The following is a 13,939-nucleotide window of genomic DNA, read 5'->3' as shown; positions in this document are numbered from 1 at the left end:
CGTTTTTTTTGCCTGCGATTAGGCACAAAAGGTGATTTGCCTGGCACGGATTGCTATTTCAACGCCGCCTGGTTTACCTAAGCTCTGCCTGTATAAATAAATCAGGAGGTTATTATGAAGCTCAACATAGATCGGGTGATTGAAACGGTCCTGTACGTGCGCGATATCGAACGCGCCGATGCCTTTTACCAACAGGTGTTACAGCTGCCGGCGATGGTGGCCAACGAGCGCTTTCGCGCTTACAACGTGGGCGAACAAAGCGTATTGCTGCTGTTTATCGAGGGCGATTCGCTTAAAGGGGCACATTATCCAGAGGGATATATCCCCCCGCATGACGGCAACGGGCCATTGCATATCGGGCTGGCAGTGGCGAAAGAACAGTTGCCGCATTGGGAACGGCATCTTACGGCGCACAACATAGAGATAGAAGGGCGGATGACCTGGGGACATGGCGGGGAGAGTATTTATTTCCGCGATCCCGACGGCCACCTGCTGGAGTTGGTGACGCCGGGGATCTGGGCCAATTACTGATCGCACCAGGCTAGTGCCAACGCTTCAAGCATTCCACTCAGCAGCAGCAGCGTGTTTTGTGCCTGCTGCTCAATTTGCACTTTGACGATCGCCCCGTCTATCAACATCGCCAGCATTGCCGCTTGTTGTTCCTGCCGCGGGCCGACAGGCAGGTGGCGTGCAATTGCGTCGGCCATCTGCTCTTTGTGCTGCCGTGCGATGTTCAGACTTTCCGGCAGCATATCCGCTAATTCCACCGCCGTATTGATAAAAGCGCAACCGCGGTAGTGCGGGTCGTTGAACCATTCCGCAAGGCAGGGCGTTAAAGCAGACAGCACATTGCCCTGCTCTGCAACATGCCGTTCCAGAGATTGGTTAAACCAGGCCAGCCACTGCTCATGGCGATAGGCTAAAAACGCTGCGATCAGATCGTTCTTGCTGGGGAAGTGCCGATAAAACGTCACTTTTGTTACGCCAGATTCACTGATGATGCGATCGATACCGGTCGCGCGTACACCTTCACGGTAAAACAGATCGTGCGCCGTCAGCAGGATACGCTGGCGCGCAGGCAGAATGCTGGTTGTAACAGACATCAGAGCACCTCATAAATTATTTATCGGATCGATTGTAGACAACTCTGTCTACATGCGCTAGCTTAATTGAGTAGACAAACCTGTCTACTTAATCCCAAGCCCAGAGGTGAACAATGAGCATTAAACCCCCATTACCGCCATTTACCCGTGAATCAGCCATCGAGAAAGTCCGTTTGGCGGAGGATGCCTGGAACAGCCGCGATCCTGAACGTGTATCTCAGGTTTATTCTGTAGATACCCATTGGCGCAATCGGGCTGAGTTCGTTGATGGCCGGGAGGCGGTCTGCAAGTTCTTGCAGCGCAAGTGGGCTAAAGAGCTGGAGTACCGGTTGATTAAGGAGCTTTGGGCGTTCGATGGCGCGCGTATCGCAGTGCGGTTTGCCTATGAATGGCGTGATGATTCTGGCAACTGGTACCGCAGTTTTGGCAACGAGAACTGGGAGTTTAATCCGGACGGCCAGATGATTAACCGGCATGCCTGTATCAACGATATGCCGATCCGTGAACAGGATCGTCAATTCCATTGGCCGCTTGGCCGCCGACCGGATGATATTCCGGCCCTGAGCGACTTTGGCTTCTGATCGCGTTTACTGATAATAGGGCCGCAGTTCTAGCCTGTCGCGCAGAAATAATCGAAGAGATTTCAATCCGGAAAGTAAAAGTTAATTACGTTTTAGGCTATTTTATTTTTGGCGTAATAAACCCTGCCTGAATAAATAAGCATATAAATTAAAATGGCTGTACTGAATGTGGAAATAACGGCGGTGCGCGTGTTTGATAAAATGGAAAGGTGGACAGAGTAATAACGAGGTAAATAGCGTGAATGAGACGGGGGGCACATTGAACCGGCAGGGGCGGTGCCGCAGGTATCAGGGCCATCAGCGGCGGGTTGTGATGTAACAGGCTGCAATAGCCGCAGAGGTCAAAACAGGCGCCGGAGGCCATATCCGCCATGCCGTGGCCTGCGGGCGGGCTGTCCTCTGGCTGATGGCTCATCATCGCCATATGCTCGTCATGCTCCCCGCTCATCGGCACATCCATAGTCATCTCTTTGTTATTGATATTGTTTTTTGAGAGATGCGAGGAGATGGACGGTGCGATGAAAATCATCAACATAGCGAATAAGCCCAGCCAGGCCAGCGTGCGCATATGTTGAGTGGACAATTTCACCAGGAAAGTCTTCCAGAACCAGAGGGTAAATGAATGATGATGACGGTAATTGTGCCTGCATTGTAACATTAATGAGAATTAAGCTAAACAGCGAAGAAATCTGTTTGTTAAATGAAAATAATTCGGGTAGATTTCGAATTATTAAGTTTAAGCACGGATAACCCTTATGTCTGAACGCACCTCTGCGTTGCCTGCTGCTGCGCAGAATATTAATCAGCAGGTAACCACCCGCAGTTGGTTTATTCCGTTGATGATGCGGATTCATTTCTATATTGGTCTTTTTGTAGGGCCATTTTTACTTATTGCCGCATTAAGCGGAATATTTTACGCATTGACGCCGCAAATTGAATCTCGCCTGTATGCCCAGCAGCTGTTTAACGACAGCACCGGGCCGACACTGCCGTTAGAACGGCAGATAACCGCCGCTCAGGCGGTAGCACCGCAGCAGGCTTCTCTTTCGGCGGTAAGGCCGTCACCTGGAGAAGGCGAGAATACTCGCGTGTTGTTTAACGTTGCGGGATTAAAAGCCTCGGAACGGCTGGCGGTGTTTGTTGATCCGGTTACGGCGCAAACGCATGGCGCGATGACGGTTTATGGCACCAGTGGCATATTACCGTTGCGCACCTGGTTGGATCAATTTCATCGCAGCTTGTTGCTGGGGGATTTGGGCCGCAATTATAGCGAGCTGGCCGCTTCTTGGCTGTGGATTGCGGCGCTCGGCGGTTTGATCCTCTGGGGGGCGCGCAAGCGCAAGAACAAGGAAACGCGGCATAGGCGCAAAGGTTTACGCTGGTTGCATGAGAAAAGCGGCCTGTTGCTGCTCATCGGCCTGTTGTTCTTTTCCGCCACCGGGCTGACCTGGTCACAGTGGGCCGGTGAGAATATCGGCGTGCTGCGTCAGCAACTGGGCTGGGCGACACCCTCGCTGTCTATGGCACTTGGCGGGCAGAGTGCGCAGCCTGCTGACGAGCATGCCGAACACCATGGCCACATGATGCACATGCCAATGGCTGAGCCGCTTCAGGACCCTGCCATGTATGACAGAGCGCTGGCAGTCGCGCGTGGGGCAGGCATTGATGCCGCCAGGGTTGAAATCAAGCAACCGGCAGCGGCGGGCCAGGCTTGGGCGGTGATGGAGATCGATCGCCGGTGGCCGACGCAGGTTGATGCCGTGGCAATCGATCCCGCGACGATGGCGATCGTTGATCTGGTCAGGTTCGAACAGTATCCGCTGGCAGCCAAATTGACGCGCTGGGGTATCGATCTGCATATGGGTATTTTGTTCGGTCTGGTAAATGAGCTGGTGTTGGTGGCCTTCGCTACCGGGCTGGCGGCGATGGTGGTGATGGGGTATTTGATGTGGTGGCGCGGCCGGCCCACTCGGGCAGTGCGTAAACCGCTGCGCTCACCCTTTATGTTGCTGCGCAAAACGCCCAAAGGGCCGCTGTTGCTGATCGTCAGCCTCTCGTTGCTATTGGGCGTTTGCCTGCCGGTGATGGGCGTTAGCCTGTTGGCCTTTTTACTGTGCGATCTATTACGGTTTCTGATGGCGCGGGGGAGTGAACCGCACCTATCGACAAAGTGACGTTTGTAGAAAAGCCTTTCCTCTTCTACACTTAGAGAACAACAAACGTACGTCAAGAGGACAAGCCATGACTAATAAGCTGGTTTTAGCCGTTTGCACCGCAGCGACATTTTCCATTCTTGCCGGCTGTACCGCTTATGACAGGGCCGCCAGTTACGTGAAGGAACCTGTGGTAAGCGATGTAAAAGTAGGGATGACAAAACAGCAGGTGCGGGCAATTGCCGGCCCACCGTCTACCTCTGCAACGCTGGTGAATGCGAAGGGCACATGCGACACCTACGCTGTGGCGCCGCGCGACGGTAAAGTGCAAACCTATTTTGTCAGTTACAGCGACACTGGCCATGTGATGAACAAGGGGTACCAGACTTGTTCAGACTACGATTCTCAGCCTAAATAAGCCCCATTGCGCTGAACAATAAAACCTCGCTTTGGCGGGGTTTTTCATTTTTTAACCGCCAGTCGCATGAAGTTTAAGCAAACGCGCTTTTTACTGCATTTTTTTTCATGAAACGGTAGACATTTCATAACGGTATCGTTAATATCTGCGCCCATTGGAAGGATGGCCGAGTGGTTTAAGGCAACGGTCTTGAAAACCGTCGAGTGTAACAGCTCCCAGAGTTCGAATCTCTGTCCTTCCGCCAAATTTAGCCGGCTTAGCTCAGTTGGTAGAGCAACTGACTTGTAATCAGTAGGTCACCAGTTCGATTCCGGTAGCCGGCACCATAAAAGAAGCCCCAGCAGAAATGCTGGGGCTTTTTCTTTGTCTAAATGTTCGTAAGCCTTACTGCTAAGGGGGGGGGTCAGCAACTGCGGCGTACCGGCGATATCATATTTCGTTTACCAGCCACTGCTCAGACTCTTCAAACATCTCTTCCAGCATACGGTTCAGCTTCTCGCGATCGCTTTTGCTGGCGTCCGAATTCAGGCCGTTGGCCTGCATCGGTTTTACACGCACTTCGGCATCCGGGAACAAGTCGTGAACTCTTTTCTCAAGCTCTGTCCGAATAATTTCGGCAGCGTTAGGCAGCCCGGCAACGTTGCGCTTATCAAACACCAATTCTACAAACATGGTTTACCTGATTTACTGATTTAATATACAGCATTCTGACTCGGTGTTTGGGTGTTGGCAAGAGGGGAGTATAGGATTTTATACAGTATGAAAGACGTGCAGTGCAGGCATAAAAAAACCAACCGCAAAGGGTTGGTTTCTTTAAGGATGTTTGGTCGGCATGAGAGGATTTGAACCTCCGACCCCCGACACCCCATGACGGTGCGCTACCAAGCTGCGCTACATGCCGACGCTATGGAAAATCATACTACCCTTAACCAAAATCAATGCAAGAGTAGCAGCGCCTGATTGCTTGTATTTTAAGCAGTTAGTTGGCAATGAAGCGTTTAACGTCAGTCAGCACCTGCAACAGCAGGGTAAGCTGCGGTTTCTCGTCTTTTATTTCTTTGTCGTTTTTATCGTACGCGCGATAAGTGCCATTGCCGTCCAGCACCAGGGTTTGTGTTGGCGTAGTGATGATCAACAGGTTGTTATCACCGGTGGCGACCCAATTGTTCTTGCGCTGTGCGGTGAACAGGTCTTCACCTTGCGAGTAATCGTTAGGGGCTGTTTTAACGTGCAGTAAACGCTGCATCAGCGTGCGCATCACATCGTTATGGCCGGTCAGCTTATTGATGGTCTGAGCTGGCGTACCCGGCCAGTGGATAACCAGCGGCACTTGCAGCTGCTGTTGGTTATAACTGCTGCCAGCACCCCAGTAGCCTTTGCCGCTGTCATTAAATTCAATGCCGTGCTCTGCGGTAATCACCACGACCGTTTTATCCAGAACGCCACGGGCTTTCAGCGTGCTGAGCACCTCCGCAATCTGCGTATCCACATCCTGCGCACCGGCGCGGTAACGTTGAATAAAGTCGGCCGGGGCCGGCGTTTTTTCATTGGCTGCCGGTTCAGCGCCACGGAAGTTGATGTAGGAGAACCACGGAGCCTTGTTGTTCTGATCGGCCAGCCAATTCTGCCATTGTTGAGTGGTGACTGCATCGTTTTGCCTGCTTGGCGTCGGCAGCGAGAAGTCGGTCAACAGTGCCTGACGATATAGGCTGGCGTTAAAGCCGTCGGACGAGAACAGGCCAAACTGATAACCCTGGGCGCTAAGTGCGTTCACCAGGGCAGAAGGTTTGCGCGCGGCGAGAATGCTGTCCAAATAGGTCGGCGAAATGCCGTAGAACAGGCCAAACAGGCCGGTATCTGCATGATTGCCCGAACTGTAGTGATCGCTGAAGCGAACGTTTTCCTGCGCGAAGCGGGAGAGGGCAGGCATATCCTTTGTCATATCCTGGGCGCGAACGCCATCTACGACGATCATCAACAGGTTATAGCCGCTGCCTTTGTCGTTGTAGCTGAGATCGTTGAGTGGATATTCCACCGCTACGGCCTCCGGATTACCCTGCTGCACCAAACGGCGCTCATACTCTTGTGGATCGAGCAGGCCGTGTTTCTCAAGGAATTTACGTGCGGTCATGGGGTAGGAAAGCGGCAGATTGGCTCGCTGCATGGTGATCGGGCGATAGAAATTGGCGTCGGCCCAGATATAAATCAGGTGCGAGGCAAAAAAGGCGCTGATGAACAGCACGGCCAACGGCTTGCCAAAGTGTTGGCGGTTCAGGCTGCGAAGCTTTTGCCAGCTCCAGGTGCCAAACAACATCTCCACCAGGAAGATAACGGGCACGCAGATGAACATCAGTTGCCAGTCGCGCGCCAGCTCGCTTTGATCCGGGTTGACCACCAGTTCCCACACCACCGGGTTAAGGTGAAGGTGGAAATGCGTGAACACTTCGCTGTCTACCAGCAACAGCGTTAGCCCGGTCGTGGCCAGCGCGGCGGAAATAAGCCGCAGCAGCCGCTGTGACATCACCACAAAGGTCAGCGGGAATATCACCAACAGGTAGCCGGCGAAAACGATAAAGCTGAAATGCCCCAGCAAGCTGACCAGGGCATAAACCCGGCCCAACAGGGAGGAGGGCCAGTCGGTGACAAACAGATAGCGGCTGCCCAGCCCGAGGGCGAGCAGAATATTGAATAAGGCGAACCAGTGCCCCCAGCTAATCATCTGGGAGACTTTTTCACGATAACGCTGACGGTTTGTCACCATAATTAATTATTAATGCGCTTTGTCTTCACGAATAGAAGCTTGCAGAGCTTCTGCAAACGATCTTGCCAACGTCTTCCGCTGCGCGGGAGCAACGCTGGTGTTGATCAGATTAGTTACCATGTTGCCCAGCACCATCAGAGAAAGATCGGTGGGAGTATGGTGTTTTTCCAGAACATTGACCAGCTCAGAGAGCAGTTGTTCAACGTGTTCGTCACTGTAACGGGATGATTGTGGCATAAAAATTGCGCTCAAAGCCTGACAAAGTCCCATATCTTACCGTATAGAGCCGTGATTTTCCGCTCTTTTATAGCGTGGTAGCCGTTAAGGTAACGATCGTTTGCCGATCCCGCTTTACAGTTGCAGGGCGAAGCCTTCGGTGCTTGAATACGCGCTCAAAGAACAGGAGGAATTATCATGAGTCTGGATATCGACCAGATCGCTCTGCACCAGTTGGTAAAACGCGACGAACAAACGCTGGACGTGGTGCTGCGCGACTCTCTTCTTCCCACCAATGCGGCGGTGGAAGAGATGATGGAGGAACTGCATCGTGTCTACAGTGCCAAGAGCAAGGCTTATGGCCTGTTCAATGAAGGCAGTGAGCTGGCGGATGCGCTGCGCACCTGCCGCAAGGACGACAAGGATTTTCTGGCTTTCAGTCGCGCGGCAACCGGCCGTCTGCGCGATGAGCTGGGCAAGTACCCGTTTGCCGAAGGCGGCGTGGTGCTGTTCGGCCAGTACCGCTACCTGTCGACAGAGTACTTGCTGATTGCGGTGCTCAACAGCCGCAACAGTTCGCGCGTTAACGAAGAGCTGGATATCAACACCACCCATTATCTGGACATCAACCACGCCGATATCGTGGCGCGCATCGATCTGACCGAATGGGAAACCAACCCGGAGTCCACCCGTTACCTGACCTTCCTGAAAGGCCGGGTGGGGCGCAAGGTGTCCGATTTCTTTATGGATTTCCTGGCGGCGGCCGAAGGGCTGGACACCAAAGCGCAGAACCGGGGCTTGCTGCAGGCGGTTGACGACTATTGCGCCGACGCCCAGTTGGATAAAAATGAGCGCCAGTCGGTGCGCCAGCAGGTTTACAGCTATTGCAACGAACAGCTGCAGGCCGGCGAGGAAATCGAGCTGCAGGAACTGTCGAAAGAGATTGCGCCGGTGGGCGAGAAAGATTTCCTGCAATTCTCCAGCGAACAGGGCTATCAACTGGAAGACAGCTTCCCGGCCGATCGCGGCACTCTGCGCCAGTTGACCAAGTTCGCCGGCAGCGGCGGCGGCATCAGCATGAACTTTGACGCCATGCTGTTGGGGGAACGGGTGTTCTGGGATGCGGCAACGGATACGCTGACGATTAAGGGCACGCCGCCGAACCTGCGCGATCAGCTGCAACGCCGGTTAAACGGCGGCAACAAGTAACGCTTGCCGAATCGCAGATAATAAAAAACGCCGCAATTGCGGCGTTTTCTACTTCGGCGTCCCGAAAAGCTCGAATACGTTGCGATTACGCGCGAACGAAGTCGATGTGGGTCAGTTTTGGCTTGAACGGGTGACGCTGTACAGCCTGAACCTTAACTTTGGTTTCTTTACCGTCGATAACCAGAGTTACTGCTTCGCTGTAGAATTCTGGTTTAGCTTCCATGTTCTTTACAGAATCATGGTCTAATTCGATGGAAACTGCAGCTTCTTCGCCACCGTAAACGATAGCTGGGAATTTGTTAGCTGCACGCAGGCGGCGGCTCGCACCCTTACCCTGGTCTTTACGTACTTGTACATTGATAGTGAACATTGTTTTTTCTCTTAAAAGAAAATTTACCCTGTTAAGGCGACCCAGTAACAGGTTCGATAAACCACTTTAGCACCGGGCGAACCCAGCTAAAGCGGGCGGCATTTTAACGGAAAGCCGTCGGCAGGGCAATGGAAACCTCCCGAATCTGCGCGATGCGGGCATCAATACAGCTCGTTGGCCCGGCGGAAGCGGCCTTGATAATCGAACACTTTTTCCCGTACCTGCCAGAATTGCCCACGTTTGCGCGCCACGACAAAATCCGGATGACGCAACAGTGTCTGTTGGGCCAGCACGTCGGCTGCGGTTTGCCAACTGAACGGTACCCCCGGGGCGCGTTGATGCGGGCGCAGAAACAGCATCTCGAAGGCTTTGCGCTGCGCCGGCGTTTGCAGGCGGAAACGCTCGCTGGTGCTGGTGCCGTCTTCATCGTAGTAGGTGGCCTTCAGCCACTCGCCTTTTTCATCGCGTCCGCTTTGCAACTCCATACCGCCGCAGCGCAGAACCAATGCGTCCTTCAGTTTCAGCGCCTCTTTCAGCATATCGTCGGGATCGACCAGCACTTCCTGGCACTGGTGGCAGCGGCGCGCAGCAATGTCGTTTTCTGCGCCACAGTGCGGGCAACTCTTGAAACGAAAGCGGTAGTCGCACTGTTCGCGATGGCCATCATCGTCTTCCAGCCAGCCCTGGCAGCGGCGGCCGTAATGCTCGATGATGTCGCCATTTTCGGTGCATTTTCCCCAGAACAGGTTGGCGAAGCCGCAGCCGGGGCAGAATACCTGTACCGGCTGGCTGTCGCTGTGCGGTTTGCTGACGCCCACCTCAGGCGTAAACAGGTCATGCGGGTTGCCGGCGTAGTCGAGGATCAGGCAATCCTCTTTGCCGGGAGCCAGCCGCAGCCCGCGGCCGACGATTTGCTGATAAAGGCTGACGGATTCGGTGGGGCGCAAAATGGCGATCAGATCGACATGCGGCGCGTCAAAGCCGGTGGTCAACACCGCCACGTTGACCAGATAGCGCAGCCGTTGTTGTTTGAACGCCTCAATCAACGCATCCCGTTCGGCGGCCGGCGTTTCGGCGCTGACCAGCGCGGCCTCACCGGCCGGCAGCAGGCCGTGGATCTCACGAGCATGCTCAACGGTGGAGGCGAAAATCATCACCCCTTTGCGCGTTTCGGCATATTCGACGATCTGGCTGATGATGTGCGGCGTGATGCGATTTTGCTGTTTCAGCTCGCGGTTGAGGTCTACCTCACTGAACAGGCCGTTGCTTCTGGCCTCCAGGCGACTGAAATCGTACTGCACAATCGGCATGTCGAGCCGTTCCGGCGGCACCAGATAACCGTGCTTGATCATGTAGCGCAGCGGCAGTTCATAAATGCAGTCGCGAAACAGGCTGCCGGCATCGCCGCGGGTAAAACCGTGGTAGTGATACTGGTAAATCCAGCCTTTACCCAGCCGGTAAGGCGTGGCGGTCAGCCCCAACAGCCGCAACTGCGGGTTGGATTTTTGCAGATGCTGAATAATTTGCTGGTACTGGCTGTCATCGTCGTCGCTGATGCGGTGGCACTCGTCGATAATCAGCAGGGAAAATGCGCCGTCGAACAACGACAGATTACGCGCCACGGACTGTACGCTGCCGAACACCACTTTGCCGGCGCTGTCTTTTTGCTGCAGCCCGGCGGCAAAGATATCCGCCTCCAGCCCGTAGGCGCAGTATTTGGCGTGGTTTTGCGCCACCAGCTCTTTCACGTGGGCCAGCACCAATACCCGGCCGCGTGCGCGCTTCGCCAGTTCGGCGATCACCAGACTTTTGCCTGCACCGGTCGGCAGCACAATCAGCGCCGGTTGAGAATGCTGGCGGAAATGTTTGATGGTGGCTTCGACCGCTTCCAGTTGGTAGGGGCGTAGAGTAAAGGCCATGAATTAACGCCGTTGGTTGAAATGGGCCGCCGGGAACATGTTTTGCAACATCTGAACCCACAGAAACAGTGACATTTTACTCCTCAGGCGGCTAAAAAATTTCTATTATTATGCCTTGTGAGCGCATGCGGTGCGAGAAGCGTGGAAATTACCTCTGTCAGGGGGCCGTTTCCGCCGCTATACTCCTGTCACAGTAATCGCTGTTTCCCCCTCTCCGAACCTGCCCTGTTGCACCTGGTGCAACGGCGGGCGTCATATTTTAGCAATACGATCAATGCGATCATAACAACGACAGGCAAAGCAGATTCAATGCGACTGGACAAGTTTTTATCTCAGCAGTTAGGTGTTAGCCGCGCGCTGGTAGCGCGTGAACTTCGGGCAAAACGCGTCACCGTGGACGGTGACGTGGTGAAGAGCGGGGCTGTCAAACTGACCCCGGAGCAGGAGGTGGCGTTTGACGGCAACCCGCTGCAACAGCTGAGCGGCCCACGCTATTTCATGCTCAACAAGCCTCAGGGGTACGTTTGCTCTACGGACGATCCCGATCACCCGACGGTGCTGTATTTCCTCGATGAGCCGGTCGCTTATAAACTGCATGCCGCCGGTCGGCTGGATATCGACACCACTGGCCTGGTGCTGATGACTGACGACGGGCAGTGGTCGCATCGCGTCACCTCACCGAAACATCATTGTGAGAAAACCTATCTGGTCACGCTGGAGCATCCGCTGGCGGAAGATACCGCACAGCAGTTTGCCGAAGGCGTGCAGTTGCATAATGAAAAAGATCTGACCCGTCCGGCGCAACTGGAAAAAATTGAAGACACTCTGGTGCGTTTGACCATCAGCGAAGGGCGCTATCACCAGGTGAAACGCATGTTCGCTGCGGTTGGCAACCGGGTTGTCGAACTGCACCGCGAGCGGATTGGCGCCATCGTGATGGATGAGGATTTGGCTCCGGGCGAATACCGCCCGCTGACTGAAGAAGAAATCGCCAGCGTGGGCGCACCACATTTGCAGGACTAACGGCTGCGGCTGATTAAGGAGTCGTTGAACGTGCAACAGAACCGGTCATCTCACCTCGGTTTGATTTTTATTCTGGGCCTGCTTTCCATGCTGATGCCGCTGGCTATCGACATGTATCTGCCCAGTATGCCGGTGATAGCCAGGCAGTTCGGCGTCGAGTCGGGCAGCGTGCAGATGACGCTCAGCGCCTATATGCTCGGTTTTGCCCTGGGGCAGCTGTTCTATGGGCCGATGTCGGACAGCATAGGGCGCAAGCCGGTGATCCTGTGGGGGACGCTGATCTTCGCCATTGCCGGCGGCGCTTGCGCCATGGCGCAGTCGATCGAGCAGTTGATCAACCTGCGTTTCCTGCACGGTCTGTCGGCGGCGGCGGCCAGCGTGGTGATTAATGCCCTGATGCGCGATATGTTCACCAAGGACGAATTTTCGCGAATGATGTCGTTTGTCATCCTGGTAATGACCATTGCGCCCTTGCTGGCGCCGATGATCGGTGGTGCGCTGCTGCTGTGGTTCAGCTGGCATGCGATTTTCTGGACCATGGGGGCAGCGGCGCTGATCGGTTCGCTGCTGGTGGCGTTCTTTATTAAAGAAACGCTGCCGAAAGAGCGGCGGCAGAAATTCCATCTGCGCACCACGTTGGGCAATTTCGCTTCGCTGTTCCGCCACAAGCGCGTGCTGAGTTATATGTTGGCCAGCGCCTTCTCGTTCGCCGGCATGTTCTCGTTCCTCAGCGCCGGGCCGTTCGTGTATATCGAATTGAATAACGTCTCGCCGCAGCATTTTGGTTACTACTTTGCGCTGAATATCGTGTTTTTGTTCCTGACGACTTTGGTCAATAGCCGCAATGTACGGCGGCGGGGGGCGATCAACATGTTCCGCCTGGGGCTGCTGGTTCAGTTGGCGATGGGGCTGTGGTTGCTGGCGGTGAGCGCCATCGGCCTGGGCTTCTGGGCGCTGGTGCTCGGTGTGGCGGTTTATCTGGGCTGCATCGCCATGATTTCGTCCAACGCCATGGCGGTGATCCTGGATGATTTCCCGCATATGGCGGGTACGGCGTCCTCGTTGGCCGGTACGCTGCGTTTCAGCATCGGCGCTCTGGTCGGGGCGGTACTGTCGATGGCGCCAGGCAAGAGCGCCTGGCCGATGGTCTCTTCCATGGCGCTGTGCAGTATCGTAGCGGTGCTGTTCTATTTGTATGCCAGCCGTCCACGCAGCAACCTTGCCTGATCCTTCCGCGATTTATCTCTGAATAACCAAGGCCGGCGTAGTGCTGAGCCTTGGTTACTCCATTCTTTTCAACACCCTCTCATCAGTCCCGTTGGCAATGCAGATTTTGTTGCTAAATATAAGTACGCTAATTAAATGCTCGGCGTGCAATCTGTGTGCTTTTTGTTAAAAAAAGCGCAGGTTAAGAAACGATAATTACAGAGGTTCCGCACGGTATCTTTGCCGGGATGTGGTGTTTGATTTATATTTTGTCTATTTAAAATCAATAGATTAAATCGATTTTTTACCTTGAAGGGCGAAGTTAAATGTTTCTGCAATGTAAAATTATAAAGAGTGAAAAGTAACCGCATTGCAAGAAAAAAGAGTTGAGATCGTGGCGGGAAAGGGTTACATATAACGCAAAAATGCGAGCTGAGTCGCAAAATGCCGTGAAATGACACCGTGCGGCGCACCAAAACAGCACGATATCAGCAAGCGCAGGGTGCGGTTAATGAGTTGTGACATATTTTACATTTAAATAACATATGTGCGCGGCAGAGTCGGTTCTCAACGGCTATAACTTAGTTACCCTGTCAGGTAAAAACTGTTTCACTTTTCAAACTAGGGATTTCATGTGGATAGTATCCAACTTTCGGTAGTGCATCGCTTGCCGCAAAGTTATCGTTGGCTATCAGGTTTTACCGGCATCAAGGTTGAACCGATTCCGCTTAGCGGGATAGACGAAGATAACAATCTGATTGGCTTGAAACTGCTCAGCCACGAAGGGGCGGACGCCTGGCAGGTTATGCAACAGCTTAAGCTGTCCTTGCAGGAGATTCAGGTCGATTGCGCCATCGTGGAGTGGGAAGGGGAAGCTTGCCTGTTTGTGCACCGCAGCGATGAAAGCGCCACCTTATGCCGGTTAAAAAACGTTGGTGCCGCCATCGCCGAACCACTGAGCGCGCAATACCCTTTCTGAC

Annotated in this window: 15 protein-coding genes and 3 tRNA genes; 10 read left to right on the top strand and 8 right to left on the bottom strand. The window is 54.0% G+C overall.

Annotation, left to right across the window (positions count from 1 at the left end; translation table 11 throughout):
* Positions 1-114 precede the first annotated feature (114 nt).
* A complete protein-coding gene (locus ACUTQW_RS11245) occupies positions 115-531 on the top strand; it encodes a VOC family protein (protein WP_006326770.1) in 417 nt (138 codons plus the stop codon).
* Here the strand turns inward: ACUTQW_RS11245 and ACUTQW_RS11240 are convergent.
* Positions 525-1,103 carry a TetR/AcrR family transcriptional regulator gene (locus tag ACUTQW_RS11240; protein ID WP_006326769.1) on the bottom strand — a complete coding sequence of 193 codons (579 nt, stop codon included), beginning with the start codon at positions 1,101-1,103 and terminating at the stop codon, positions 525-527. The two genes, ACUTQW_RS11245 and ACUTQW_RS11240, sit on opposite strands and share 7 nt — an antisense overlap.
* Before the next feature lie 113 nt (positions 1,104-1,216).
* Here ACUTQW_RS11240 and ACUTQW_RS11235 point away from each other — a divergent pair, with 113 nt between their 5' ends.
* The gene (locus ACUTQW_RS11235) at positions 1,217-1,684 is read left to right on the top strand and encodes a nuclear transport factor 2 family protein (RefSeq protein ID WP_004947138.1); all 468 of its coding nucleotides are present in this window, start codon (positions 1,217-1,219) and stop codon (positions 1,682-1,684) included.
* A 148-nt stretch (positions 1,685-1,832) separates the two neighbouring features.
* On the opposite strand, the gene ACUTQW_RS11230 is transcribed toward ACUTQW_RS11235, so the two are convergent.
* Positions 1,833-2,273, bottom strand: coding sequence for a DUF2946 domain-containing protein (locus ACUTQW_RS11230; protein ID WP_006326768.1), 441 nt, complete (start codon positions 2,271-2,273; stop codon positions 1,833-1,835).
* A 166-nt stretch (positions 2,274-2,439) separates the two neighbouring features.
* Here ACUTQW_RS11230 and ACUTQW_RS11225 point away from each other — a divergent pair, with 166 nt between their 5' ends.
* The 4 genes from ACUTQW_RS11225 (at position 2,440) to ACUTQW_RS11210 (ending at position 4,581) form a co-directional block, all read left to right on the top strand.
* Positions 2,440-3,858: a PepSY-associated TM helix domain-containing protein gene (locus tag ACUTQW_RS11225; RefSeq protein ID WP_006326767.1), complete on the top strand. Its 1,419-nt coding sequence runs from the start codon at positions 2,440-2,442 to the stop codon at positions 3,856-3,858.
* Between the two features lie 67 nt (positions 3,859-3,925).
* A complete protein-coding gene (gene osmE / locus ACUTQW_RS11220; RefSeq protein WP_004947131.1) occupies positions 3,926-4,255 on the top strand; it encodes an osmotically-inducible lipoprotein OsmE in 330 nt (109 codons plus the stop codon).
* Positions 4,256-4,411: 156 nt separating this feature from the next.
* Positions 4,412-4,499, top strand: a tRNA-Ser gene (locus ACUTQW_RS11215).
* A gap of 6 nt (positions 4,500-4,505) precedes the next feature.
* Positions 4,506-4,581: transfer RNA gene (locus ACUTQW_RS11210), tRNA-Thr, on the top strand.
* Positions 4,582-4,684: 103 nt separating this feature from the next.
* Here ACUTQW_RS11210 and ACUTQW_RS11205 read toward each other — a convergent pair.
* The 4 genes from ACUTQW_RS11205 to ACUTQW_RS11190 form a co-directional block, all read right to left on the bottom strand.
* Entirely contained in the window at positions 4,685-4,927 is a 243-nt protein-coding gene (locus tag ACUTQW_RS11205; RefSeq protein WP_006326765.1) for a DinI family protein, read from the bottom strand.
* Between the two features lie 152 nt (positions 4,928-5,079).
* Positions 5,080-5,156: transfer RNA gene (locus ACUTQW_RS11200), tRNA-Pro, on the bottom strand.
* Positions 5,157-5,234: 78 nt separating this feature from the next.
* Entirely contained in the window at positions 5,235-7,016 is a 1,782-nt protein-coding gene (yejM, locus tag ACUTQW_RS11195; RefSeq protein ID WP_006326764.1) for an LPS biosynthesis-modulating metalloenzyme YejM, read from the bottom strand.
* 9 nt (positions 7,017-7,025) lie between these two features.
* Positions 7,026-7,253, bottom strand: a complete 228-nt coding sequence (locus tag ACUTQW_RS11190) for a YejL family protein (RefSeq protein ID WP_006317912.1) — start codon at positions 7,251-7,253, stop codon at positions 7,026-7,028.
* Between the two features lie 177 nt (positions 7,254-7,430).
* Between ACUTQW_RS11190 and yejK the strand changes: the two genes are divergently transcribed.
* Entirely contained in the window at positions 7,431-8,441 is a 1,011-nt protein-coding gene (gene yejK, locus ACUTQW_RS11185) for a nucleoid-associated protein YejK (RefSeq protein ID WP_004947114.1), read from the top strand.
* Between the two features lie 85 nt (positions 8,442-8,526).
* Here the strand turns inward: yejK and rplY are convergent, their stop codons facing one another.
* Together rplY and ACUTQW_RS11175 are read right to left on the bottom strand one after the other, a co-directional pair.
* The gene (gene rplY, locus ACUTQW_RS11180) at positions 8,527-8,811 is read right to left on the bottom strand and encodes a 50S ribosomal protein L25 (RefSeq protein ID WP_004947109.1); all 285 of its coding nucleotides are present in this window, start codon (positions 8,809-8,811) and stop codon (positions 8,527-8,529) included.
* Positions 8,812-8,972: 161 nt separating this feature from the next.
* Complete coding sequence (locus ACUTQW_RS11175) at positions 8,973-10,730, bottom strand: DEAD/DEAH box helicase (RefSeq protein WP_004947106.1); 1,758 nt, start codon at positions 10,728-10,730, stop codon at positions 8,973-8,975.
* A gap of 309 nt (positions 10,731-11,039) precedes the next feature.
* On the opposite strand from ACUTQW_RS11175, the gene rsuA reads away from it, so the two are divergent.
* The 3 genes from rsuA to ACUTQW_RS11160 all read left to right on the top strand — a co-directional run bounded on the left by rsuA (position 11,040) and on the right by ACUTQW_RS11160 (position 13,938).
* Positions 11,040-11,753, top strand: coding sequence for a 16S rRNA pseudouridine(516) synthase RsuA (gene rsuA / locus ACUTQW_RS11170; RefSeq protein WP_006326762.1), 714 nt, complete (start codon positions 11,040-11,042; stop codon positions 11,751-11,753).
* Positions 11,754-11,783: 30 nt separating this feature from the next.
* Positions 11,784-12,980 (top strand): Bcr/CflA family multidrug efflux MFS transporter, encoded by a 1,197-nt coding sequence (locus tag ACUTQW_RS11165; protein ID WP_006326761.1) that lies wholly within the window; start codon positions 11,784-11,786, stop codon positions 12,978-12,980.
* 613 nt (positions 12,981-13,593) lie between these two features.
* Complete coding sequence (locus tag ACUTQW_RS11160; protein WP_004947098.1) at positions 13,594-13,938, top strand: YejG family protein; 345 nt, start codon at positions 13,594-13,596, stop codon at positions 13,936-13,938.
* The last annotated feature ends 1 nt before the right edge of the window (position 13,939 follow it).

This window comes from Serratia sp. TSA_7, from assembly GCF_052692135.1.
This window is presented reverse-complemented; position numbering and strand designations above follow the sequence as displayed.

Bases quoted from the DNA above. Each gene is read 5' to 3' on its own strand.
- ACUTQW_RS11235 (WP_004947138.1), top strand. From the start codon at position 1,217: ATGAGCATTAAACCCCCATTACCGCCATTTACCCGTGAATCAGCCATC.
- rsuA (WP_006326762.1), top strand. From the start codon at position 11,040: ATGCGACTGGACAAGTTTTTATCTCAGCAGTTAGGTGTTAGCCGCGCG.
- ACUTQW_RS11205 (WP_006326765.1), bottom strand. From the start codon at position 4,927: ATGTTTGTAGAATTGGTGTTTGATAAGCGCAACGTTGCCGGGCTGCCT.
- ACUTQW_RS11225 (WP_006326767.1), top strand. From the start codon at position 2,440: ATGTCTGAACGCACCTCTGCGTTGCCTGCTGCTGCGCAGAATATTAAT.
- ACUTQW_RS11240 (WP_006326769.1), bottom strand. From the start codon at position 1,103: ATGTCTGTTACAACCAGCATTCTGCCTGCGCGCCAGCGTATCCTGCTG.
- ACUTQW_RS11175 (WP_004947106.1), bottom strand. From the start codon at position 10,730: ATGGCCTTTACTCTACGCCCCTACCAACTGGAAGCGGTCGAAGCCACC.
- yejK (WP_004947114.1), top strand. From the start codon at position 7,431: ATGAGTCTGGATATCGACCAGATCGCTCTGCACCAGTTGGTAAAACGC.
- yejM (WP_006326764.1), bottom strand. From the start codon at position 7,016: ATGGTGACAAACCGTCAGCGTTATCGTGAAAAAGTCTCCCAGATGATT.
- ACUTQW_RS11245 (WP_006326770.1), top strand. From the start codon at position 115: ATGAAGCTCAACATAGATCGGGTGATTGAAACGGTCCTGTACGTGCGC.
- osmE (WP_004947131.1), top strand. From the start codon at position 3,926: ATGACTAATAAGCTGGTTTTAGCCGTTTGCACCGCAGCGACATTTTCC.
- rplY (WP_004947109.1), bottom strand. From the start codon at position 8,811: ATGTTCACTATCAATGTACAAGTACGTAAAGACCAGGGTAAGGGTGCG.
- ACUTQW_RS11190 (WP_006317912.1), bottom strand. From the start codon at position 7,253: ATGCCACAATCATCCCGTTACAGTGACGAACACGTTGAACAACTGCTC.